The following is a 20,359-nucleotide window of genomic DNA, read 5'->3' on the forward strand; positions in this document are numbered from 1 at the left end:
TCGACCGATGGCAAAAACCCGCAAATTTGCGGGTTTTCTTTTATGCTGCAAAAGGAAATAGTGATGTCTGACGATATTCTGTTTAGTCCCTTTTCTCTGAAAAGTTTGACGCTCCCAAACCGCATTGTGATGGCGCCAATGACGCGGAATATGTCGCAAGACGGTATTCCCAGCCCGGAGAATGCAGCGTATTACCGCCGCCGTGCCGAAGGGGGCGTGGGGTTGATTCTGACGGAAGGCACGGTTGTCGATCGCCCCGCTTCACGTAATATGCCGGGGATCCCGCTGTTTCATGGTGAAGCCGCGCTGGCAGGATGGGAAGCGGTAGCTAACGCGGTTCATGGCGCGGGAGGACGTATTGGCCCGCAACTCTGGCACACGGGGTCAACGCGAGGCAAAGACTGGGAACCCGATGCCCCCGTTGAAAGTCCCTCGGGATTGATCGGCCCGAATGAACCTCGCGGCGTGGTGATGACGGAGGAGGATATTGCCGATACCGTGGCGGCTTTCGCCCGTGCGGCGGCCGATGCTAAACGGTTAGGCTTCGATACGCTGGAACTGCATGGCGCACATGGGTATTTGATCGATCAGTTTTTCTGGTCGGGCACCAATCAGCGTACCGATGCTTTTGGCGGTGCCACGCTCCGCGAGCGTTCTCGCTTTGCCGCAGAGATTATCCGCGCTGTCCGGGCAGCAGTCGGCCAGGATTTTCCGCTGACTTTATGCGTGAGCCAGTGGAAGCAGCAAGATTACAGTGCGCGACTGGCTGATACGCCACTGGCCATGGCAGACTGGCTGGCGCCGTTGGTTGAGGCCGGCGTGGATATTCTCCACTGTTCTCAGCGCCGCTTCTGGGAGCCTGAGTTTCCCGACATCGACGGGGCTGATGGGCTTAACTTTGCCGGATGGGCGAAGAAGCTGACCGGTGCGGCGACAATCAGCGTGGGGTCGGTAGGGCTGACATCCGATTTTTTTGCAGCGTTTGGCGGTGAAGGCTCAGGTACGGCGGCTCTGGACAACCTGTATGCTCGCATGGAGAGAGAAGAGTTTGATCTGATCGCCGTTGGCCGGGCATTGCTCTCTGATGCGCAGTGGGTGCAAAAAATACGAAGTGGACAGACCAATCAATTACGCGGTTTCGATGCAGCAGATTTAACGGTACTGGCGTGATGAGGCAGTGATTTCTGGCCTCATTTTTCCTTCAGGGAAAACGGGGCCTTATTTTAACAGCAGACATGCGTGAGGGAACCTTGCGTGTGAAATATGCCACATCAGGTGAATTTACGATAAATAGGGGAGTCATGCGGAAATGGTGGGTCGTGCAGGATTCGAACCTGCGACCAATTGATTAAAAGTCAACTGCTCTACCGACTGAGCTAACGACCCGCAGAAGTGGTGGGTGATGACGGGATCGAACCGCCGACCCCCTCCTTGTAAGGGAGGTGCTCTCCCAGCTGAGCTAATCACCCACTTCGTTACTTCACTTTTCCGTAAGAAGACAGCTGGTATGAGATTGGTGGGTGATGACGGGATCGAACCGCCGACCCCCTCCTTGTAAGGGAGGTGCTCTCCCAGCTGAGCTAATCACCCAATCTCAAATCTTCTTACTCTACACAGCGCGGCACTCGAAAAGAGTGGTGGGTGATGACGGGATCGAACCGCCGACCCCCTCCTTGTAAGGGAGGTGCTCTCCCAGCTGAGCTAATCACCCCCGCTGTGTGGAGTCGCATTATAGGGATACTTGAATATGAGTCAACGCTTTTTAAATCTAAAATGGTTGTTCGTTGTAAAATTAGGCAAGGCGCCGTATTTATCGCCGTTGATGCCGCATCCTCGCACAATTTTCCCTACCATCTTGCTTTTTCTGTCGTAATAAAGGTGCGTGTGGCGCGTTACGGCGTTGAGGAATCGAAGTAGAGTGATAGAATGTTGCCCACTTTTGTTCTCTGAGCTGATGTCGGTTTGTGCCGACAGCCGTTGCGTAATAAGGCTGTAATCCCAAATGAAAATCAAAACCCGTTTTGCCCCCAGCCCTACTGGCTATCTTCACGTCGGCGGTGCGCGTACCGCACTGTACTCTTGGCTATTTGCTCGCCACCATGACGGCGAATTCGTACTGCGTATTGAAGATACCGATTTGGAGCGTTCAACTCAGGATGCGATTGACGCCATCATGGATGGTATGAACTGGCTGGGTCTTAACTGGGACGAAGGCCCGTACTACCAGACCAAGCGTTTTGATCGCTATAACGCCGTGATTGACCAGATGCTGGAAAATGGCACGGCATATAAATGCTATTGCTCGAAAGAACGTTTGGAAGCCCTGCGCGAGCAGCAGATGGAAAATGGCGAAAAGCCGCGTTACGACGGCCATTGTCGTCACTCCCACGAACACCATGCCGATGACGAGCCGCACGTAGTCCGTTTTCTCAACCCGCAGGACGGTTCCGTCATTTTCAACGACCGCATTCGCGGGCCGATTGAGTTTAGCAATCAGGAGTTGGATGACCTGATCATCCGCCGTACCGATGGTTCACCGACCTACAATTTCTGTGTCGTTATTGATGACTGGGATATGGAAATCACACACGTCATTCGTGGTGAAGACCATATCAACAACACGCCGCGCCAGATCAATATTCTGAAAGCGCTGGGCGCGCCAGTGCCGGAATATGCGCATGTGTCGATGATTCTCGGTGATGATGGCAAGAAATTGTCCAAACGTCATGGCGCTGTTGGTGTGATGCAATACCGTGATGACGGCTATCTGCCGGAAGCGCTGCTGAACTATCTGGTGCGTTTAGGCTGGTCTTCCGGCGATCAGGAAGTCTTCTCTATTGATGAGATGAAAGCCCTGTTCTCGCTTGATGCGGTAAGCAAGTCTGCGAGCGCGTTTAATACCGAGAAGCTGCAATGGCTGAACCATCATTATATTAACCACCTGCCGGCGGAATATGTGGCGACGCATCTGTCATGGCATATCGAGCAGGCTGGGATCGATACCCGTAACGGGCCACAGTTGAGCGAACTGGTCGGTCTGCTGGGTGAGCGTTGTAAGACGCTGAAAGAAATGGCGGCTTCTTGCCGTTATTTCTATGAAGATTTTGCCGAATTCGATGTCGATGCCGCGAAGAAACATTTGCGTCCGGTTGCACGTCAACCGCTGGAACGCGTTCGGGAGAAGCTGGCGGCAATAACCGATTGGACGGCGGAAAATATCCATCATGCGATTCAGGGCTCTGCGGATGAACTCGGTCAGGGGATGGGTAAAGTTGGTATGCCGTTGCGTGTTGCGGTAACGGGAATGGGCCAGTCTCCGGGCGTTGATGTTACTGTGCATGCGGTTGGTCAGCAACGTTCACTGGCGCGTATCGATAAGGCGCTGGCGTTCATCGCCGAACGTGAAACCCAGCAGTAATCGCTATCGCATAAATCGCATGATAAAAATCAGCCCCGGCAGAAAACCGGGGCTTTTTTGTGCGCCATGGGAACTATTGACCGGCGATAGCGACCACTTTGCCGATCGCGTCAGGGATCACGTCGCCGTGCCCTTTGCCGGGGAACAAGATAAAATCGGTTTTAGTGTCTTGCGCGTTGAGCTGTGCGGCCAACGTTTTGGCTCTTCCCACCATTCTTCTTTGGTCGAGCCATTTTGCCCATTTTTCATCAACAGGTTTGCTGGTCTGCGTTTTGTCCGGATCATCCTCATTTCCCCCTACGGTGATGGTAATAGACTCTGGGGGCGCGGTGAGCAGCGGCGTTCTGTCTGGAATGACCACGCCATTTCCCCACCAGATTGATGGGCTGGCGGCAACGTAGCGCTGAAAGGCATCGGTGTGGTTGAAAAGTGTATAGAGCGTGAATAGTCCCCCAAACGAATGGCCCGCAAGCGTTTGTTTTTCCCTGTTGATGGAATAATTCGCCTCTACCCACGGTTTAACTTTGGTTTGCAGGAATTGATAGAACGCTTCAGCCTCACCCCCCATGGAAAAATCCGGATCGACAGGCGTAGTGGGCGGCGTGTAGTCACGCGTGCGGGAGTACATGTCATAAGGTTGATCAATGGGATAACCGATAGCCACAATCAGCGGGGCACGACCATTGGCCGTATTGTAGCTATTTACGGCGAAAGGAAACTGAGCGTTGCCGTCCAGCATATACAATACCGGGTAGCCGCCTTCCGGCGCGGGTTGGCGGGGGAGCGCAATGAAAACCCGATAGGCATGTTGTGCGTCGCTTTTCATCTCAACGTGTCTGATTTCAAATTGAGCGTTTGCTTGTTCGGTAATATCAGGAACGGTAAGCTGCGCCCGAACCGGCGAAACGCCAGACGCAGATACCATCAGAGAAAATATAATCATAAGGAAATAGTGCATGTGATGGGCTTATATTCAAAGACAGAAGTGTAACATGACGTGATGATAATAAATCGCGTTATCATTAGCAGCATTTTCTTGTGCTTTTGGCGAGAAAATCTCGAAATTGTTGCCCGTTTTTTCTCACCTTTGACGTCTTTTTCAGCGGTTAATCGGATAACCGGATTTAGCCGTTGACACTGTTAATCGGGTTTCATATTATGCGACCCGTTCGCACAGTACTTGCTATGCGGTAAGTCTGTAAGATACGGGGCTATAGCTCAGCTGGGAGAGCGCTTGCATGGCATGCAAGAGGTCAGCGGTTCGATCCCGCTTAGCTCCACCAAACACTCCCTCTGTTTGGTTGATTATCTTGAACATTCCACAGGTTGTGGGGCTATAGCTCAGCTGGGAGAGCGCTTGCATGGCATGCAAGAGGTCAGCGGTTCGATCCCGCTTAGCTCCACCAAATCACCGTGTTATTTCCCGCGTATTTCTGTTTTTTCTGATATTTCCGACATAGCATTTTGATGCACGCTTGCCAGACAGTGCTCGGGTTGCCCTCGTATCCGAAGGCAACGAGTTAGGTTGCAGTCGCTTACCCCTCTTCCGGGAGTCTCGGCGTCCAGTCTATGGGAGTCAGCCCTTGCTGTTCGAGCAGTTGATTAGCCTGAGAAAAATGTTTGCAGCCTAAAAAACCGCGGTGCGCCGACAGTGGGGAAGGGTGCGGCGATTTCAGAACATGATGACGCTGTCGGTCAATGATATTCCCCTTCTTCTGCGCATGCGATCCCCAGAGTAAAAAGACCAGACCGTCCCGTCGCTCGTTCAGCGCCGCAATCACGCGGTCGGTAAACGTCTCCCATCCCAGATTCGCATGTGAATGCGCGCGTCCGGCTTCAACGGTTAATACCGTGTTGAGTAGCAGAACGCCTTGTGCAGCCCAGCTCTGTAAAAAGCCATGCGGTGGAATTTCAAAACCGGGGATATCACTCGCAAGTTCTTTATAAATGTTGACCAGAGACGGCGGCGCGGGTACGCCGGGTCGTACAGAAAATGACAGGCCGTGTGCCTGATTTGGGCCATGATAGGGATCCTGCCCCAGGATGACGACTTTGACCTGATGAAGTTCGGTATAGCGAAACGCATTGAAAACATCTTTCTGCGGCGGATAAATAATTTTACCTGCGGCCCGTTCTTTCGCAACAAACTCAAGGGTATTAATGAAATAAGGCTGCTGTTTTTCTTGTGCCAGCACGTCATGCCAGGTGAGAGAGGTCGCCATCATGCACTCTTTTTTACAGGTTGAATGGTGTTGTAGGTAGCTTACCGATCTATCACGCGGAGGTAAAACCGTAATGGCCGCCAACGAAATGAAAGGGGGATTTTTCGAAAAAAAATTGAAAATTTACAAAAATATTTGTAATCATCCGTGCTGGTAAAATTGATATAAAACAATAAATTGACAGTGGCTAGTCGCTTGGTGGGTTTTATAAATTGATTTAAGTCAAAACCAACTGGTTGGCAGGCTGGTATATAAGTAAACAACGCTAAGCTTTTTTATATGATCGTTATAAAACATCGCCGTGTTTTGCTGATAGCGATTTTATATAAGCAAGTTTTTAATTAAGACAATAACACGCCGTTTTACGGAGGTAATTATGGTTACTGGTATTCAAATCACCAAGGCTAATGACAGCGCTCTGATCAATTCCTTCTGGCTGCTGGATGAAGAGAAATCACAGGCGCGCTGCGTATGCGCTAAATCTGTCTATAGCGAAGATCAAATCGTCCCGATGAGCGATCTGGGACAAATCGAATATCGTGAAATTCCGCTGGAAATTAAACCTGAAGTGCGTGTGGAAGGTGGTCAACACCTGAACGTTAACGTTCTGCGCCGCGAGACACTGGAAGATGCTGTTAAGCACCCGGAGAAATACCCTCAGCTGACCATTCGCGTATCCGGCTATGCTGTGCGTTTCAATTCATTGACGCCAGAGCAGCAGCGTGACGTTATCACCCGGACTTTTACAGAAAGTCTGTAAGTAACGGATTGCGTTTTACTCAGGTATCAAACAGGAAGGGAGCTAACGCTCCCTTTTCTGTGCTGTTATTTCTTTGGTTGTAAAGACCGCTTTATTCGCCGGAGGGGGGATTGGTTTTCTGCGTAGGTTGACGCCGTTTACCGATATTTTTGCTGTCGCGATGGCGGACTTTCACCTTAACTTTCTCTTTTTCCTTCTCTTTTTTCTCTTTCCGTTTGGCAAGCGCTTTCTTTGACGGTTTACCCGTCGCCGTGGCGTTTGGGGCGCGGGTAACCGGACGAAGCTCGTCGATGATACGCGGTTTTAGAGGCTCGTTCAGATAGCGGCTGATTTTCCCCAATAACAGATGGTCGTGCGCTTCAACGAAAGAAATGGCGCAGCCTTTACGGCCCGCGCGACCCGTGCGTCCGATACGGTGGAGATAAGTGTCCGCTGTGCGGGGTAAATCGAAGTTAAAGACGTGACTGACATCATTAATATCGATACCGCGTGCCGCCACGTCCGTAGCGACCAGCACATTCACGCGTCCATCGCTCAGACGCTTAATCGCTTCGTTGCGTTTGGCCTGCACCATCTCGCCTTCAAGATAGCAGGCTGTAATGCCCGCTTCACGCAGCCAGGCGACCAGCTCATGCACGCGCTCACGCTTGCGCACAAAGACGATGGAACGCGTAACATTCGGTTGTTTTAACTGATGGCAGAGCAGTGCCGTTTTATGTTTGAGATCGTCGGCCCGGTAATACCATTGCAGGATTTTTTTACGCTCCCGGCGAGACGGATCGGCTTCGACCTCAACCGGTTCATTAAGCAGACGCTCCGCGAAGTCTCTGATGGCATCGCCTTCCAGCGTCGCGGAAAACAGCAGTGTCTGTTTACGCCAGCGAGTTTCTCCGGCGATGTGCTCAATATCCTGTGCGAAGCCCATATCCAGCATCCTGTCTGCTTCATCCAGAATCAGCGTTTCTACCGCCCGGCAATCAAAGTTTTCTTCTTTAATGTATTGCAGCAGTCGCCCGGTCGTGGCAACGACGATATCCTGATTTTCACTGAACACTTCCGCATGGTTCATGTAAGCGACGCCGCCGGTGATGGTTGCGATATCCAGATGTGTGTGCGCGGCGAGCGCTCTGGCCTGATCGGCAACCTGCATCGCGAGTTCCCGCGTTGGCGTGAGAATCAGAATACGAGGCGGCCCTGACTTTTTACGAGGGAAATCGAGAAGATGTTGCAAAACCGGCAGCAAATAGGCGGCGGTCTTGCCTGTTCCCGTCGGTGCGGAACCCAGCACGTCGCGGCCTTCCATCGCCGGTGGGATCGCTTCAGCCTGAATGGCGGTCGGGCGCTCGTAGCCCATATCACGCAGGGCATCTAACAGGCTTTCATCAAGATCGAGCTCGGAAAAATTGGTTACAGTCATGGTCTACCTCTGGTTGGGGCGCCGATTATAGACGCATTGGCCGGGTTCTTCACCTGTTTAAGCAGACAGCGGCGCTTTTCCTGTTCCGATGTTTCACCTATGCTACTGCGGTTTGCATCTGGAATTTTATGTTCATGGGTCATCAGGCGAATAACAAACAGACATTGCGTCGGGACGGGTTTACTTTCAAGCGATTCTTCGTCGCGCACGATCGTTGTGCGATGAAAGTCGGGACCGACGGTATTTTATTGGGTGCCTGGGCGCCGGTATCCGGCGTCGCGCGCATTCTGGATATTGGCTGTGGTTCTGGTCTCATTGCGTTAATGTTGGCGCAACGTACCGGACAGGATGTGCAGGTTGATGCCGTTGAACTGGATACCGATGCCAGCCAGCAGGCCAGAGAAAACATTGCCGCCTCGCCATGGGCGCCACGGATGACCGTCTATGCTGAGGATGTCGTGAGTTTTGCGCCCAGACAGTTAACCCGGTATTCGTTGATTGTGAGCAACCCGCCTTATTTCGCACCGGGTGTGGCATGCGGTTCGAATCAGCGTCAGATGGCTCGTTATACGACGCGGTTAACGCATGAGACACTGCTGCGCTGTGCCCAACAAATGCTGGCGCCCGAAGGGGTTTTTTGTCTGGTGCTACCGGTTCAGGTGGCGGACGCTTTTATTTCGCTGGCGCGGCAGCGACATTGGTTCGTTCGGCAACAGCTTTGGGTGTCTGAACAGGAAGGCAGACCAGCTCACCGTATTTTACTGACGTTATCTTGTGAGGATGGGGAATTCCGGCAGGCTTCGCTGGCGATCCGCGATGCGGAAAAACGCTATTCCGCAGACTTTCAACAACTGACCGCGGATTTTTATCTCTCTATGTAGGGGCAGGTGACTGACCGGATAGTCCCTGCCTGTTGTGCGGCTGTGGATTACGGCGTCAGAATGGTTGGTGACGGCACATCGAACTGCTCCGGATAATCCAGCGTATAGTGCAGGCCGCGGCTTTCTTTCCTTGCCAGCGCACAGCGTATGATGAGTTCAGCGACCTGCACCAGATTACGCAGTTCCAGCAAATTGTTGGAAATACGGAAATGGGCGTAGTACTCATCGATTTCCTGCTGGAGCAGATGGATGCGCCGCTGCGCACGCTCCAGTCGTTTAGTGGTGCGGACAATCCCTACGTAGTCCCACATGAACAGGCGCAGTTCATGCCAGTTATGCTGGATGACGACCTGCTCGTCTGAGTTATCAACCTGACTCTCATCCCATTCCGGCAGTGTTTTCACGGCGTTGATTTGCGGTAGGCGCCGTAAAATATCTTCGGCAGCCGACCATCCGTAAACGAGACACTCTAGCAGCGAGTTCGATGCCATGCGGTTTGCCCCGTGCAAGCCGGTATAGCTGACTTCGCCAATGGCGTACAGGCCGTCAAGGTCGGTGCGGCCATTCTGGTCGACCATCACGCCGCCGCAGGTGTAGTGTGCCGCCGGTACGATCGGAATCGCTTCGCGCGTCAAATCGATGCCGAGAGACAATAATTTTTCATCGATCGTGGGGAAATGCTGTTTGATGAAGTCTTTCGGTTTGTGGCTGATGTCCAGATACATACAGTCTGCGCCGAGTCGTTTTATTTCATGGTCAATCGCTCTGGCGACGACATCGCGTGGCGCCAGTTCGCCTCTGGCATCGAAATCAGGCATGAAGCGCGTGCCGTCAGGACGCTTAAGATAGGCGCCTTCGCCGCGCAGCGCTTCCGTAAGCAGAAAGTTGCGCGCCTGCGGGTGAAACAGGCAGGTCGGGTGAAATTGATTGAATTCCAGATTCGCCACCCGGCACCCGGCGCGCCAGGCCATCGCGATGCCATCGCCCGAAGAGATATCGGGATTGGTGGTGTATTGATAAACCTTGGACGCGCCGCCAGTCGCCAGCACCACCGTCTTCGCCCGGCATGACTCCACGCGCTCCCGTTCACGGTTCCATATATAAGCGCCAACAATCCGACGCGTACCGGGCAGACCCAGCTTATTCGAGGTGATCAGATCGACAGCGTTACAGCGTTCCATTATTTGAATATTCGGATGGGCGAGCACCTTGTGCACCAGCGTGGTTTCCACCTCTTTCCCGGTGGCATCCGCAGAGTGCAGGATCCGGCGGTGGCTATGTCCTCCTTCGCGCGTGAGGTGATAACGCTCTTCGCCGCTGGTGCTGGTTTCTGTATCAAATGACACGCCTTGGTCGATAAGCCATTGCACGCAGTGTTTGGCGTTGCTGGCGATAAATTCGACGGCGTCTCGCTCACACAGGCCATCACCGGCGATTAGGGTATCTTCAATATGGGATTCAATCGTGTCGGTTTCATCGAAGACTGCCGCGATACCGCCCTGAGCATAAAATGTCGCGCCTTCATTGAGCGGACCCTTGCTCAAGACCATCACCTGAGTTTGTGAAGCCAGACGCAGTGCCAGCGAAAGCCCGGCAGCACCGCTGCCAATGATTAAAACATCACAGACGTATTCAGTGGTTGTTTGCATGATCGTGCCTTGGATGCCAAAAAAGAAGGGGAAACCGGATGTTAGCACCCAATGTTCGATTGCTGTATTGGTTTTTCGCCTTGTCCGTGCGTTATAACTAAGCGCACAAGAGTCATGGCGGAATCGTGCGAATATCTGGGATTTGTCGTATTATTTCGCAAAGGCGACACGGCCCGAGTTGGACCTAATACGTGATGGCGCTAAGCAAAAGGAAAATGATAGCCCGGAACTTTATGTGATATATCGGCTCTAACAGGGGCTTGCTCTAAGTATGATTCATATAGCTGGCAGTACTATTTTACGTGTGGAGAACGGTTTGAGGAGAGATTACCTCGGATGAGCGAGCAACTGGCGGATCAAGTTCTGGTCGAGCGGGTCCAGAACGGCGATCAAAAATCGTTTAACTTGTTGGTCGTTCGTTATCAGCATAAGGTGGCGAGCCTGGTATCGCGGTATGTCCCACAAGGGGATGTGCCGGATGTCGTGCAGGAGTCATTTATTAAAGCGTATCGCGCGTTGGAATCATTCCGCGGCGATAGCGCATTCTATACCTGGTTATACCGTATCGCGGTGAATACGGCCAAAAATTATCTGGTCGCTCAGGGGCGTCGCCCGCCGTCCAGCGACATTGACGCCAACGATGCGGAAAACTATGAAAATGCAGGCGCACTGAAAGAAATATCGAACCCTGAGAATTTAATGTTGTCTGAGGAGTTAAGAAGTATCGTTTTCCGAACTATCGAGTCTTTACCGGAAGATTTGCGTTTGGCGATTACGCTGCGCGAATTGGATGGTTTAAGCTACGAAGAGATCGCTGTCATTATGGATTGTCCCGTAGGCACCGTTCGTTCTCGCATTTTTCGAGCGCGGGAAGCGATTGATAATAAAGTACAACCGCTTATTCAGCGTTAGTCTGGGTTTCAGCTATCTGCGTGAATAATGATGGATTTGACAAGGTAAGGGTATCGGTATGCAGAAAGAGAAACTTTCCGCTTTAATGGATGGCGAGGCAGTGGATTCTGAACTGCTCAGCGCATTGTCGCAGGATGACAAGTTGCAGCAAAGTTGGCAAAGTTATCATCTAATCCGTGATGCATTACGTGGCGATGTGAATGAGCACATCATGCATCTGGATATTGCCTCCCGCGTTGCTGATGCAATCGAAAAAGAACCTGTTTGTCTGGTTCCACAAGCTCAGCCGGAATCCCAGCCGCATCCCGTCGAGTGGGCCAAAATGCCATTTTGGAAAAAGATTCGCCCATGGAGCAGCCAGCTGACGCAGGTGGGAGTCGCTGCCTGCGTGTCTTTAGCGGTGATTGTCGGCGTTCAAAATTACCAGCAAGGTCATTCCTCTGAGCATGTTGTGGAGTCCGGCGTGTTCAGTACCTTACCTGCGATGGGGACGGCTTCCCCCGTGAGTCTGGGCGTACCGTCAGAAAACGTGGTGCCATACAGCGGTCAGCAAAAATCGGATATACAGCGTAGCCGTCTTAACGCTATTTTGCAGGACTATGAATTACAGCGCCGCTTACATACCGAGCACGACCTACCGCAGGATGATCAGCAAGCGGCGGTTCAGGTTCCCGGTACGCAATCATTAGGAACGCAGCCCCAGTAATGAAGCGAGTCTGGTCCGTTACCTGTTTGCTGATGGGTAGTCTGCTTTATTCTACAGTTTCCCCGGCTCAACGCGTTGAGCCGGGCGCGTTATTGCAACAAATGAATAGCGCGGTTCGTTCTTTGAACTATGAAATTTCATTTATCAACATCACGCTGCAAGGGTTTGAGTCGGTACGTTATCGCCATGCTGTGGTTAATCGTCGTGCGTTGGCTCAGCTCCTGTTTATGGACGGACCGCGACGCGAAATTGTACAGCGTGGTAATGAGGTCAGTTATTTTGATCCCGGTTTTGAGCCGTTTACGCTCACCAGCGATCACATCGTCGATTCTCTTCCTTCTTTGGTCTTTGCTGATTTTCAGAAATTATCGTCCTATTATGATTTTGTCCCCGCCGACGGACGGGTGCGTATTGCCGATCGTCTGGCCTCGGGCGTTCGGGTGATTTCTCGCGACGGGACGCGCTACAGCTATATGGTGTGGATTGATGCCGATTCCAAATTGCCGCTGCGTATTGATTTGCAGGATCGCAATGGCGACAGACGGCTGGAGCAATTCTTAACGACGTCGCTGATTATTGATGATGACGTGATGGAGGTGATGCGTCCTTTGGAACGTATTAACCTTCCGCCTGCGTTGCCTGTGCCGGCTATCGAACATGGTGATTTCAACTGGATGCCGGAATGGTTGCCATCGGGCATGAAAGAAGTTTCACACAATAAAAAGGTGTTGTCGGGCGCCGCTATACCGATTGAAACGCGTCTGTACAGCGATGGTTTATTCAGCTTTTCCATCAATGTTAGCCCGTCTTCTGATGCGGGCGGCGATCAATCTTTACTTACCGGTCGGCGCGCCATCTATACCGCGATGCGCGGTAATCGCGAGATTACTGTGGTTGGTGATATCCCCCTGGCGACGGCTAAACGCGTAGCCGACAGCATTACACTGAAGGCACAACCGTGATCAGAGAATGGGCAACCGTCGTTTCATGGCAGGATGGCGTTGCGGCGCTACGGTGTGAGCCGAGCGCCGGGTGCGGCAGCTGTCAATCCCGTTCAACGTGTGGAACCGGCTTATTAAGTCAGTTAGGTCTTTCTGCTGAGAATGTGCTGTACGTTTCCTGCGATCGGCCTTTAGAACCGGGACAGAAAGTAGAACTGGGCATTTCTGAAGGACGGTTATTGTTCTCTGCTGTGCTGGTTTATTTTGTTCCTATCGTAGGGCTGCTGTGCGGCGCGGCGATATTCCAGATGCTGTTAAGTACCGATCTGGGCGCGGTTATTGGCGCCTTGCTGGGCGGCGGCCTGGCGTTCATCGGCGTGAGGCGGTGGGCAAAGCAGTTGGGCAGAAACAAACGTTATGAACCCGTTATCCTGCAAATTGCGCTGCCTGGGACCTTTCTGCAAAATTGACCCGTTTGCTTATTCATGTTTGAACGGCGCGTAATAACATTGCTCTTCACGGTTTTGTCATTTTTCGTTGCGATATTTATCAGGTGATGACGCTTTGCTTTCCGCTTTCCTTCCGCTGCTCTGTTATTCCAAATAAAACCGTCATAATCAAAGGGAATACACCGGACATGACTAGGTTTTCACGCTTCTGGCATGTAGAATGCTGCGATTCAGGTGGAATGACATCGCTGCTGTTTCGCCTATGCGCATACCCATCGGCAAGAATTTCAGGAATATCAAGGTAGAAAAATTTTTATAATGAAGCATATACGAAATTTCTCCATTATTGCCCATATTGACCACGGTAAATCGACGTTATCTGACCGTATTATCCAGATTTGCGGTGGTTTGACCGAACGTGAAATGGCTGCGCAGGTCTTGGATTCCATGGATCTGGAACGTGAGCGTGGAATAACGATTAAAGCGCAGAGCGTGACGCTGGATTATAAAGCGCAGGACGGCCAAACCTACCAGTTAAACTTCATTGATACGCCGGGGCACGTCGACTTCTCTTATGAAGTTTCCCGTTCGCTTGCCGCTTGCGAAGGTGCGTTGCTTGTCGTCGACGCCGGACAGGGCGTTGAAGCCCAAACGCTGGCTAACTGCTATACCGCGTTGGATATGAATCTGGAAGTGGTTCCGGTCCTGAACAAAATCGATCTGCCCGCGGCTGACCCGGATCGTGTTTCGCAGGAAATTGAGGATATCGTCGGTATTGATGCCACGGATGCGGTACGTTGTTCTGCCAAGACCGGTGTTGGCGTACCGGATGTGCTGGAGCGTCTGGTGCGTGATATTCCTCCGCCGGAAGGCGACCCTGATGAACCGCTACAGGCGCTGATTATCGATTCCTGGTTTGATAATTACCTTGGTGTTGTGTCACTGGTGCGTATTAAAAATGGCACCATGCGCAAAGGCGATAAAATTAAGGTGATGAGCACGGGACAGGTTTATAACGCCGACCGTCTTGGGATTTTTACACCGAAGCAGATCGATCGCGATGTATTGCAATGCGGCGAAGTTGGTTGGCTGGTTTGCGCCATCAAAGATATTTTGGGTGCGCCGGTAGGGGATACCTTGACGCTGGCTCGTCAGCCGGCTGAAAAAGCGTTGCCGGGCTTCAAGAAAGTCAAGCCGCAGGTCTACGCAGGTCTGTTCCCGATCAGTTCCGATGACTATGAAGCCTTCCGCGACGCATTAGGCAAGCTGAGTCTGAATGATGCTTCGCTGTTCTATGAACCGGAAAGTTCTACCGCGCTGGGCTTTGGTTTCCGCTGTGGCTTCCTCGGCCTGCTGCACATGGAGATCATTCAGGAGCGTCTGGAGCGCGAGTACGACTTGGATTTGATCACCACCGCGCCGACGGTTGTGTATGAAATTGAAACGACGGGGAAAGAGGTTATCTACGTCGATAGCCCCTCTAAGCTGCCGCCGTTGAATAATATTCAGGAACTGCGCGAGCCGATCGCCGAGTGTCATATGTTGCTGCCACAGGAATATCTGGGCAACGTAATTACGCTTTGCATTGAGAAACGCGGCGTACAGACGAACATGGTTTACCACGGTAATCAGGTTGCGTTGACGTATGAAGTCCCAATGGCTGAAGTTGTGCTCGATTTCTTCGACCGCTTGAAATCAACCTCTCGCGGTTATGCCTCGTTGGACTACAGCTTTAAGCGTTTTCAGGCATCGGACATGGTGCGTGTTGATGTGTTGATCAACAACGAGCGTGTTGATGCGCTGGCGCTGATTACGCACCGTGATAATTCACAATATCGTGGTCGTGAGCTGGTCGAGAAAATGAAGGATCTCATTCCGCGTCAGCAGTTTGACATCGCCATTCAGGCGGCGATTGGCAACCATATTATTGCGCGTTCTACGGTTAAGCAATTGCGTAAAAACGTACTGGCCAAGTGTTATGGTGGCGACGTCAGCCGTAAGAAGAAATTGTTACAGAAACAGAAAGACGGTAAGAAACGTATGAAGCAAGTTGGTAACGTTGAACTGCCGCAAGAGGCGTTTCTGGCAATTCTGCATGTTGGTAAAGACAGCAAGTAAATTCTGAGGAGTTGGCATGGCCAATATGTTTGCCGTCATTCTGGCGCTGGTAACACTGGTGACAGGGATTGTCTGGTGTTTGGAGCGTTTTATCTGGGCACCTGCCCGTCGGAAAAAGTTCGCAGCGATGAGCGGAGCCGATCTGGCTGACAGTGCGGTTTCATCGAAAACGGTTGAAAAACCGGGTTGGATTGAAACGATCGCTTCGGTGTTTCCGGTGGTTGCATTGGTCTTGGTGGTCCGTTCCTTTATTTACGAACCCTTTCAAATTCCATCCGGTTCGATGATGCCAACGCTGTTGATCGGTGATTTTATTCTGGTAGAGAAGTTTGCTTATGGCATTAAAGAGCCCTTTACGCAGAAAACGCTGATCGAAACGGGGCATCCGAAGCGTGGCGACGTTGTGGTGTTTAAATATCCGTCCGATCCCAAAGTGGATTTCATCAAGCGTGTGGTTGGTGTGCCGGGCGATCGCGTCAGCTATAATCCAATGACGAAGCAGGTAACCATTCGTCCATCATGTCAGGAAGGGCAGGCGTGCGATACGGCGTTGGCCGTCACGTACAGCAATGTGCAGCCCAGCGATTTTGTTCAGACGTTCAATCAGCCGGGACGAGAATCGCTCGGCGGTTTTTATCAGGTGCCGGCAGGTGATGATCGCGTAGAGGGTGTCCGGATGGGCACGCGTAAAGAGTCGTTGGGCAACGTGACACACAATATTCTGTTGCTTCCCGGCCAGCAGGATCAGCTCGGAGGTTATTACCAGCAGTCTCAACAGCAGCTTGCTACCTGGGTCGTCCCCGCCGGGCACTACTTCATGATGGGCGATAACCGTGACAACAGTCTGGATAGTCGCTATTGGGGCTTCGTATCGGAGCGAAATCTGGTTGGTAAAGCCACGGCCATCTGGATGAGCTTTGAAAAACAGGAAGGTGAATGGCCGACTGGCGTGCGCTTGAGTCGCATCGGTGGTATTCACTAACCAAAGTAAGATACACGCAGCATTCTTATGCTGTCCATTGTAGAATATTTGAGTCACCCTTTTTAAAGAGATATCTCAGATATTCGATCCGTCAGGATAAACGTGCGCGTTATTTTGAAGCGCGCGCCGGCGGGTTGAGTGAGTACAGGTGAAAAGGCAGGCTCCCTTATGGGAGCCAATGCAAACGAAACAGTTTTGACCGAACTGGCAAGCAGGGCTGTTCCGTATGCTGCTGTTTTTAAGGCATCGTTGATCTATTGGTAACACATGAATCCCATCCTGATAAATCGTTTACAAAGAAAGCTGGGCTATACTTTTCAGCAGTATGAGCTTTTGTTACAGGCGTTGACGCATCGCAGCGCCAGCAGCAAACATAATGAAAGGCTTGAATTTCTGGGTGATTCCATCCTGAGTTTTGTGATCGCTAATGCGCTGTATCATCGTTTTCCCAAGGTTGATGAGGGAGATATGAGCCGGATGCGGGCGACGCTGGTTCGGGGGAATACGCTAGCGGAAATCGCACGTGAATTCGAACTGGGCGAATGCTTACGCCTTGGCCCGGGTGAATTAAAGAGCGGCGGTTTCCGCCGTGAATCGATTCTGGCTGATACGGTTGAAGCGCTGATTGGCGGCATTTTCCTCGATAGCGATATCCAGACCATTGAACGCCTGATTCTGAATTGGTATCAGACGCGTCTGGATGAAATCAGCCCTGGCGATAAGCAAAAAGATCCCAAAACACGATTGCAGGAATTTCTGCAAGGACGCCACTTACCTTTGCCGACCTATTTGGTGGTGCAGGTTCGTGGGGAAGCGCACGATCAGGAATTTACGATCCACTGTCAGGTGAGCGGCTTTAGCGAGTCGGTCGTCGGTACGGGGTCAAGTCGTCGAAAAGCCGAACAGGCTGCGGCTGAACAAGCGTTGAAAAAACTGGAAATTGAATGAGCGAAGAACAGACACACTGCGGTTTTATCGCGATTGTTGGTCGACCCAATGTGGGTAAATCCACGTTGTTAAATCAGTTACTGGGGCAGAAGATCTCGATTACGTCACGTAAGCCCCAGACGACGCGACACCGTATCATGGGGATCCATACCGAAGGTCCTTATCAGGCGATCTATGTGGATACGCCGGGGCTGCATATTGAAGAGAAACGGGCGATTAACCGCCTGATGAATCGTGCCGCCAGCAGTTCGATCGGTGACGTTGAACTGATCATTTTCGTCGTGGAAGGGACGCACTGGAACGACGATGATGAGATGGTGTTGAATAAGCTGCGTGACCAGAAACTGCCGGTCGTGTTGGCGATTAATAAAGTCGATAACGTCACGGATAAAAGCAAGCTGCTGCCGCATATTCAGTTCCTGAGCCAGCAGATGGACTTCCTGGATGTTGTGCCCATTTCAGCGGAGAAAGGGACGAATGTCGATACGATCGCCAGTATTGTTCGTAAACATTTGCCGCAGGCGACGCACCACTTCCCGGAAGATTACATCACCGATCGCTCTCAGCGTTTTATGGCCTCGGAAATTATCCGCGAAAAACTGATGCGTTTTCTGGGGGAGGAACTGCCGTATTCCGTGACGGTTGAAATTGAACGTTTCGTGACGAACGATCGCGGCGGCTATGACATTAACGGTCTGATTCTGGTTGAACGTGAAGGCCAGAAAAAGATGGTGATTGGCAACAAAGGCGCCAAAATTAAAACCATCGGCATTGAAGCTCGTCAGGATATGGAAGAGATGTTTGAAGCGAAGGTGCATCTCGAACTGTGGGTTAAAGTAAAATCAGGCTGGGCGGATGATGAACGCGCTCTGCGTAGCCTGGGTTACAGCGAAGACCTGTAAGGCCAACGCCGATGGAGGGCTGGCAGCGCGCGTTTGTCTTACATGGGCGCCCCTACAGTGAAACGAGCTTGCTGCTGGATCTGTTCAGTGAAAACGACGGGCGTGTGCGCGTTCTGGCTAAAGGTGCGCGTGCTCGTCGTTCCAATTTGAAAGGCTGCCTACAGCCTTTCACTCCGCTGCTGGTTCGCTGGAGCGGGCGGGGAGAAGTGAAAACGTTGCGTAACGCGGAGCCGGCGTCACTGGCCTTGCCGCTAACCGGCACCATGCTTTATAGCGGTCTCTACGTTAATGAACTGCTGTCCCGCGTGTTGGAACACGAAACCAATTACTCCGCGCTTTTTTTCGACTATCTTCATTGCCTACAGCATCTTGCCGTTCAGGATTCGTCCCCGGAGCCGGCATTGAGACGCTTTGAGCTGGCCCTGTTGGGCTATCTTGGATATGGCGTCGATTTCCTGCATTGTGCCGGCAGTGATGAACCGGTTGCAGATACCATGACCTACCAATATCGGGAAGAAAAAGGGTTTATCGCCAGCCTGGTCGTCGATAATCGAAGTTTTACCGGACATGAACTGCGTTCACTGGCATCGCGCGAGTTTCCTGATGCGGGGACGTTGAAGGCCGCAAAGCGTTTTACCCGCATTGCCTTAAAGCCTTATTTGGGAGGGAAGCCGCTGAAAAGTCGTGAACTCTTCCGCCAATTCGTCCCTGCCGCTAATTTGTCCAAAATCGCCTCTTCTGATAAATAATCCTGTTTCGTCAGTACCCTGACGTTGCGACATCGGTGTAAACTGGCTGGCATCGTGCACGATTTTACCGAGGATCTCTCATGGCTGAACTGCTGCTTGGCGTTAATATCGATCACATTGCGACACTGCGTAATGCGCGTGGTACGGCGTACCCGGACCCTGTTCAGGCGGCTTTTGTTGCGGAACAGGCTGGCGCAGACGGTATTACGGTGCATTTACGTGAAGATCGTCGTCATATTACGGATCGTGATGTGCGGCTCCTGAGGGAAACGATTCAAACGCGAATGAATCTGGAAATGGCGGTGACAGAAGAGATGCTGAACATTGCCTGTGAACTGAAGCCGCATTTTTGCTGTCTGGTGCCGGAAAAACGTCAGGAAGTGACGACGGAGGGCGGGCTGGATGTCGCCGGGCAGCAGGCGAAAATTGATGATGCCGTCGCCAGACTGGGTAAGGCCGGTATATTGGTTTCACTTTTCATTGATGCGGATGAGAGGCAAATTGATGCCGCCGCCGCCAGTGGCGCGCCTTATATCGAAATTCACACCGGGGCCTATGCCGACGCGACAAAGGATGAAGCACGTCAGCATGAGTTCGAGCGCATCCGCGCGGCGGCGACCTATGCGGCGGCAAAGGGGCTCAAGGTCAATGCCGGTCATGGATTGACATATCATAACGTACAGCCGATTGCCGCGTTGCCGGAAATGCACGAATTAAACATCGGACATGCGATTATCGGGCGAGCAGTGATAAGCGGCTTGAAGGATGCCGTAGCCGAAATGAAACACCTCATGCGGGAAGCGCGGCGTTAATGGCGATTCTTGGGCTAGGAACCGATATTGTCGAAATCGCGCGTATTGAAGCTGTGGTTGAGCGTTCAGGCGAGCGGCTGGCGCGCCGCATTCTGACCGAGGTGGAATGGAAGCGCTATCAGCAGCATCAGCAGCCAATCCGTTTTCTTGCTAAGCGTTTCGCCGTAAAAGAAGCGGCGGCAAAGGCTTTCGGTACGGGGATTCGCAACGGGCTGGCATTTACTCAGTTTGAGGTTTTTAATGACGAACTGGGTAAACCCTGTCTGCGGTTTTTTGCTAAAGCGGCTGAGTTGGCTGAGCTGATGGGGGTCAAACATAGTCATGTTACGCTGGCTGACGAGCGTCACTATGCTTGTGCGACGGTAATTATCGAAAGTTAAGCGCTCTCATAGACTGTCGAGCCTGTCCGTAATTCTGTGTAATTGCCACTGTATTAAAGGTGAGCGCTCAGGCGGTCACCGAACTCGATAATAAAACGGCTCATCGCCAGCCG

General features: G+C 52.0%; 19 protein-coding genes and 6 tRNA genes. 17 read left to right on the top strand and 8 right to left on the bottom strand.

Going from position 1 to position 20,359, the window contains the following annotated elements; translation table 11 throughout:
* The first annotated feature begins 63 nt into the window (after positions 1-63).
* Positions 64-1,170, top strand: a complete 1,107-nt coding sequence (locus tag EDC54_RS16120) for an NADH:flavin oxidoreductase (RefSeq protein WP_132458672.1) — start codon at positions 64-66, stop codon at positions 1,168-1,170.
* 140 nt (positions 1,171-1,310) lie between these two features.
* On the opposite strand, the gene EDC54_RS16125 is transcribed toward EDC54_RS16120, so the two are convergent.
* The 4 genes from EDC54_RS16125 to EDC54_RS16140 form a co-directional block, all read right to left on the bottom strand.
* Positions 1,311-1,386: transfer RNA gene (locus EDC54_RS16125), tRNA-Lys, on the bottom strand.
* 7 nt (positions 1,387-1,393) lie between these two features.
* Positions 1,394-1,469 (bottom strand) — tRNA-Val (locus EDC54_RS16130).
* A gap of 45 nt (positions 1,470-1,514) precedes the next feature.
* A tRNA-Val gene (locus EDC54_RS16135) sits at positions 1,515-1,590 on the bottom strand.
* A gap of 45 nt (positions 1,591-1,635) precedes the next feature.
* A tRNA-Val gene (locus tag EDC54_RS16140) sits at positions 1,636-1,711 on the bottom strand.
* Between the two features lie 291 nt (positions 1,712-2,002).
* Between EDC54_RS16140 and gltX the strand changes: the two genes are divergently transcribed.
* Positions 2,003-3,418, top strand: a complete 1,416-nt coding sequence (gene gltX / locus EDC54_RS16145) for a glutamate--tRNA ligase (protein ID WP_132458675.1) — start codon at positions 2,003-2,005, stop codon at positions 3,416-3,418.
* 73 nt (positions 3,419-3,491) lie between these two features.
* Here the strand turns inward: gltX and EDC54_RS16150 are convergent, their stop codons facing one another.
* Complete coding sequence (locus EDC54_RS16150; protein WP_230514544.1) at positions 3,492-4,361, bottom strand: alpha/beta hydrolase; 870 nt, start codon at positions 4,359-4,361, stop codon at positions 3,492-3,494.
* 264 nt (positions 4,362-4,625) lie between these two features.
* Between EDC54_RS16150 and EDC54_RS16155 the strand changes: the two genes are divergently transcribed.
* Positions 4,626-4,701, top strand: a tRNA-Ala gene (locus tag EDC54_RS16155).
* Positions 4,702-4,748: 47 nt separating this feature from the next.
* A tRNA-Ala gene (locus EDC54_RS16160) sits at positions 4,749-4,824 on the top strand.
* A gap of 129 nt (positions 4,825-4,953) precedes the next feature.
* Here the strand turns inward: EDC54_RS16160 and ung are convergent.
* Complete coding sequence (gene ung, locus EDC54_RS16165) at positions 4,954-5,640, bottom strand: uracil-DNA glycosylase (RefSeq protein WP_132458682.1); 687 nt, start codon at positions 5,638-5,640, stop codon at positions 4,954-4,956.
* A 376-nt stretch (positions 5,641-6,016) separates the two neighbouring features.
* On the opposite strand from ung, the gene grcA reads away from it, so the two are divergent.
* Positions 6,017-6,400, top strand: coding sequence for an autonomous glycyl radical cofactor GrcA (gene grcA, locus EDC54_RS16170; protein WP_132458685.1), 384 nt, complete (start codon positions 6,017-6,019; stop codon positions 6,398-6,400).
* A gap of 91 nt (positions 6,401-6,491) precedes the next feature.
* Here the strand turns inward: grcA and srmB are convergent, their stop codons facing one another.
* Positions 6,492-7,817 (bottom strand): ATP-dependent RNA helicase SrmB, encoded by a 1,326-nt coding sequence (srmB, locus tag EDC54_RS16175; RefSeq protein WP_132458688.1) that lies wholly within the window; start codon positions 7,815-7,817, stop codon positions 6,492-6,494.
* A 134-nt stretch (positions 7,818-7,951) separates the two neighbouring features.
* Between srmB and trmN the strand changes: the two genes are divergently transcribed.
* Complete coding sequence (gene trmN / locus EDC54_RS16180) at positions 7,952-8,698, top strand: tRNA(1)(Val) (adenine(37)-N(6))-methyltransferase TrmN (protein WP_132458736.1); 747 nt, start codon at positions 7,952-7,954, stop codon at positions 8,696-8,698.
* 47 nt (positions 8,699-8,745) lie between these two features.
* On the opposite strand, the gene nadB is transcribed toward trmN, so the two are convergent.
* On the bottom strand, positions 8,746-10,347 hold the full coding sequence (nadB, locus tag EDC54_RS16185) for an L-aspartate oxidase (protein WP_132458691.1): 1,602 nt from the start codon (positions 10,345-10,347) through the stop codon (positions 8,746-8,748).
* Positions 10,348-10,683: 336 nt separating this feature from the next.
* Between nadB and rpoE the strand changes: the two genes are divergently transcribed.
* The 11 genes from rpoE (at position 10,684) to acpS (ending at position 20,246) form a co-directional block, all read left to right on the top strand.
* Positions 10,684-11,259, top strand: coding sequence for an RNA polymerase sigma factor RpoE (gene rpoE, locus EDC54_RS16190; RefSeq protein WP_132458694.1), 576 nt, complete (start codon positions 10,684-10,686; stop codon positions 11,257-11,259).
* A 58-nt stretch (positions 11,260-11,317) separates the two neighbouring features.
* Positions 11,318-11,965 carry an anti-sigma-E factor RseA gene (gene rseA / locus EDC54_RS16195; protein ID WP_132458697.1) on the top strand — a complete coding sequence of 216 codons (648 nt, stop codon included), beginning with the start codon at positions 11,318-11,320 and terminating at the stop codon, positions 11,963-11,965.
* Positions 11,965-12,927, top strand: coding sequence for a sigma-E factor regulatory protein RseB (rseB, locus tag EDC54_RS16200; RefSeq protein WP_132458700.1), 963 nt, complete (start codon positions 11,965-11,967; stop codon positions 12,925-12,927). Before rseA ends, rseB begins: the two co-directional genes overlap by 1 nt.
* Positions 12,924-13,376, top strand: a complete 453-nt coding sequence (gene rseC / locus EDC54_RS16205) for a SoxR-reducing system protein RseC (protein WP_132458703.1) — start codon at positions 12,924-12,926, stop codon at positions 13,374-13,376. The genes rseB and rseC overlap by 4 nt, the downstream gene beginning before the upstream one ends.
* Before the next feature lie 297 nt (positions 13,377-13,673).
* Positions 13,674-15,473, top strand: coding sequence for a translation elongation factor 4 (gene lepA / locus EDC54_RS16210; RefSeq protein WP_132458706.1), 1,800 nt, complete (start codon positions 13,674-13,676; stop codon positions 15,471-15,473).
* Positions 15,474-15,489: 16 nt separating this feature from the next.
* Complete coding sequence (lepB, locus tag EDC54_RS16215; RefSeq protein WP_132458709.1) at positions 15,490-16,455, top strand: signal peptidase I; 966 nt, start codon at positions 15,490-15,492, stop codon at positions 16,453-16,455.
* 267 nt (positions 16,456-16,722) lie between these two features.
* Positions 16,723-17,403, top strand: coding sequence for a ribonuclease III (rnc, locus tag EDC54_RS16220; RefSeq protein WP_132458712.1), 681 nt, complete (start codon positions 16,723-16,725; stop codon positions 17,401-17,403).
* The gene (era, locus tag EDC54_RS16225) at positions 17,400-18,305 is read left to right on the top strand and encodes a GTPase Era (protein WP_132458715.1); all 906 of its coding nucleotides are present in this window, start codon (positions 17,400-17,402) and stop codon (positions 18,303-18,305) included. Before rnc ends, era begins: the two co-directional genes overlap by 4 nt.
* A gap of 11 nt (positions 18,306-18,316) precedes the next feature.
* A complete protein-coding gene (recO, locus tag EDC54_RS16230) occupies positions 18,317-19,054 on the top strand; it encodes a DNA repair protein RecO (protein ID WP_132458718.1) in 738 nt (245 codons plus the stop codon).
* Between the two features lie 80 nt (positions 19,055-19,134).
* On the top strand, positions 19,135-19,866 hold the full coding sequence (gene pdxJ / locus EDC54_RS16235) for a pyridoxine 5'-phosphate synthase (protein WP_132458721.1): 732 nt from the start codon (positions 19,135-19,137) through the stop codon (positions 19,864-19,866).
* Entirely contained in the window at positions 19,866-20,246 is a 381-nt protein-coding gene (gene acpS, locus EDC54_RS16240) for a holo-ACP synthase (RefSeq protein ID WP_132458724.1), read from the top strand. The genes pdxJ and acpS overlap by 1 nt, the downstream gene beginning before the upstream one ends.
* Positions 20,247-20,359 lie beyond the last annotated feature (113 nt).

It is taken from the genome of Samsonia erythrinae, from assembly GCF_004342665.1.
Lineage (GTDB): Bacteria > Pseudomonadota > Gammaproteobacteria > Enterobacterales > Enterobacteriaceae > Samsonia > Samsonia erythrinae.

Bases quoted from the DNA above. Each gene is read 5' to 3' on its own strand.
- EDC54_RS16120 (WP_132458672.1), top strand. From the start codon at position 64: ATGTCTGACGATATTCTGTTTAGTCCCTTTTCTCTGAAAAGTTTGACG.
- gltX (WP_132458675.1), top strand. From the start codon at position 2,003: ATGAAAATCAAAACCCGTTTTGCCCCCAGCCCTACTGGCTATCTTCAC.
- EDC54_RS16150 (WP_230514544.1), bottom strand. From the start codon at position 4,361: ATGATTATATTTTCTCTGATGGTATCTGCGTCTGGCGTTTCGCCGGTT.
- ung (WP_132458682.1), bottom strand. From the start codon at position 5,640: ATGGCGACCTCTCTCACCTGGCATGACGTGCTGGCACAAGAAAAACAG.
- grcA (WP_132458685.1), top strand. From the start codon at position 6,017: ATGGTTACTGGTATTCAAATCACCAAGGCTAATGACAGCGCTCTGATC.
- srmB (WP_132458688.1), bottom strand. From the start codon at position 7,817: ATGACTGTAACCAATTTTTCCGAGCTCGATCTTGATGAAAGCCTGTTA.
- trmN (WP_132458736.1), top strand. From the start codon at position 7,952: ATGGGTCATCAGGCGAATAACAAACAGACATTGCGTCGGGACGGGTTT.
- nadB (WP_132458691.1), bottom strand. From the start codon at position 10,347: ATGCAAACAACCACTGAATACGTCTGTGATGTTTTAATCATTGGCAGC.
- rpoE (WP_132458694.1), top strand. From the start codon at position 10,684: ATGAGCGAGCAACTGGCGGATCAAGTTCTGGTCGAGCGGGTCCAGAAC.
- rseA (WP_132458697.1), top strand. From the start codon at position 11,318: ATGCAGAAAGAGAAACTTTCCGCTTTAATGGATGGCGAGGCAGTGGAT.
- rseB (WP_132458700.1), top strand. From the start codon at position 11,965: ATGAAGCGAGTCTGGTCCGTTACCTGTTTGCTGATGGGTAGTCTGCTT.
- lepA (WP_132458706.1), top strand. From the start codon at position 13,674: ATGAAGCATATACGAAATTTCTCCATTATTGCCCATATTGACCACGGT.
- lepB (WP_132458709.1), top strand. From the start codon at position 15,490: ATGGCCAATATGTTTGCCGTCATTCTGGCGCTGGTAACACTGGTGACA.
- rnc (WP_132458712.1), top strand. From the start codon at position 16,723: ATGAATCCCATCCTGATAAATCGTTTACAAAGAAAGCTGGGCTATACT.
- era (WP_132458715.1), top strand. From the start codon at position 17,400: ATGAGCGAAGAACAGACACACTGCGGTTTTATCGCGATTGTTGGTCGA.
- recO (WP_132458718.1), top strand. From the start codon at position 18,317: ATGGAGGGCTGGCAGCGCGCGTTTGTCTTACATGGGCGCCCCTACAGT.
- pdxJ (WP_132458721.1), top strand. From the start codon at position 19,135: ATGGCTGAACTGCTGCTTGGCGTTAATATCGATCACATTGCGACACTG.
- acpS (WP_132458724.1), top strand. From the start codon at position 19,866: ATGGCGATTCTTGGGCTAGGAACCGATATTGTCGAAATCGCGCGTATT.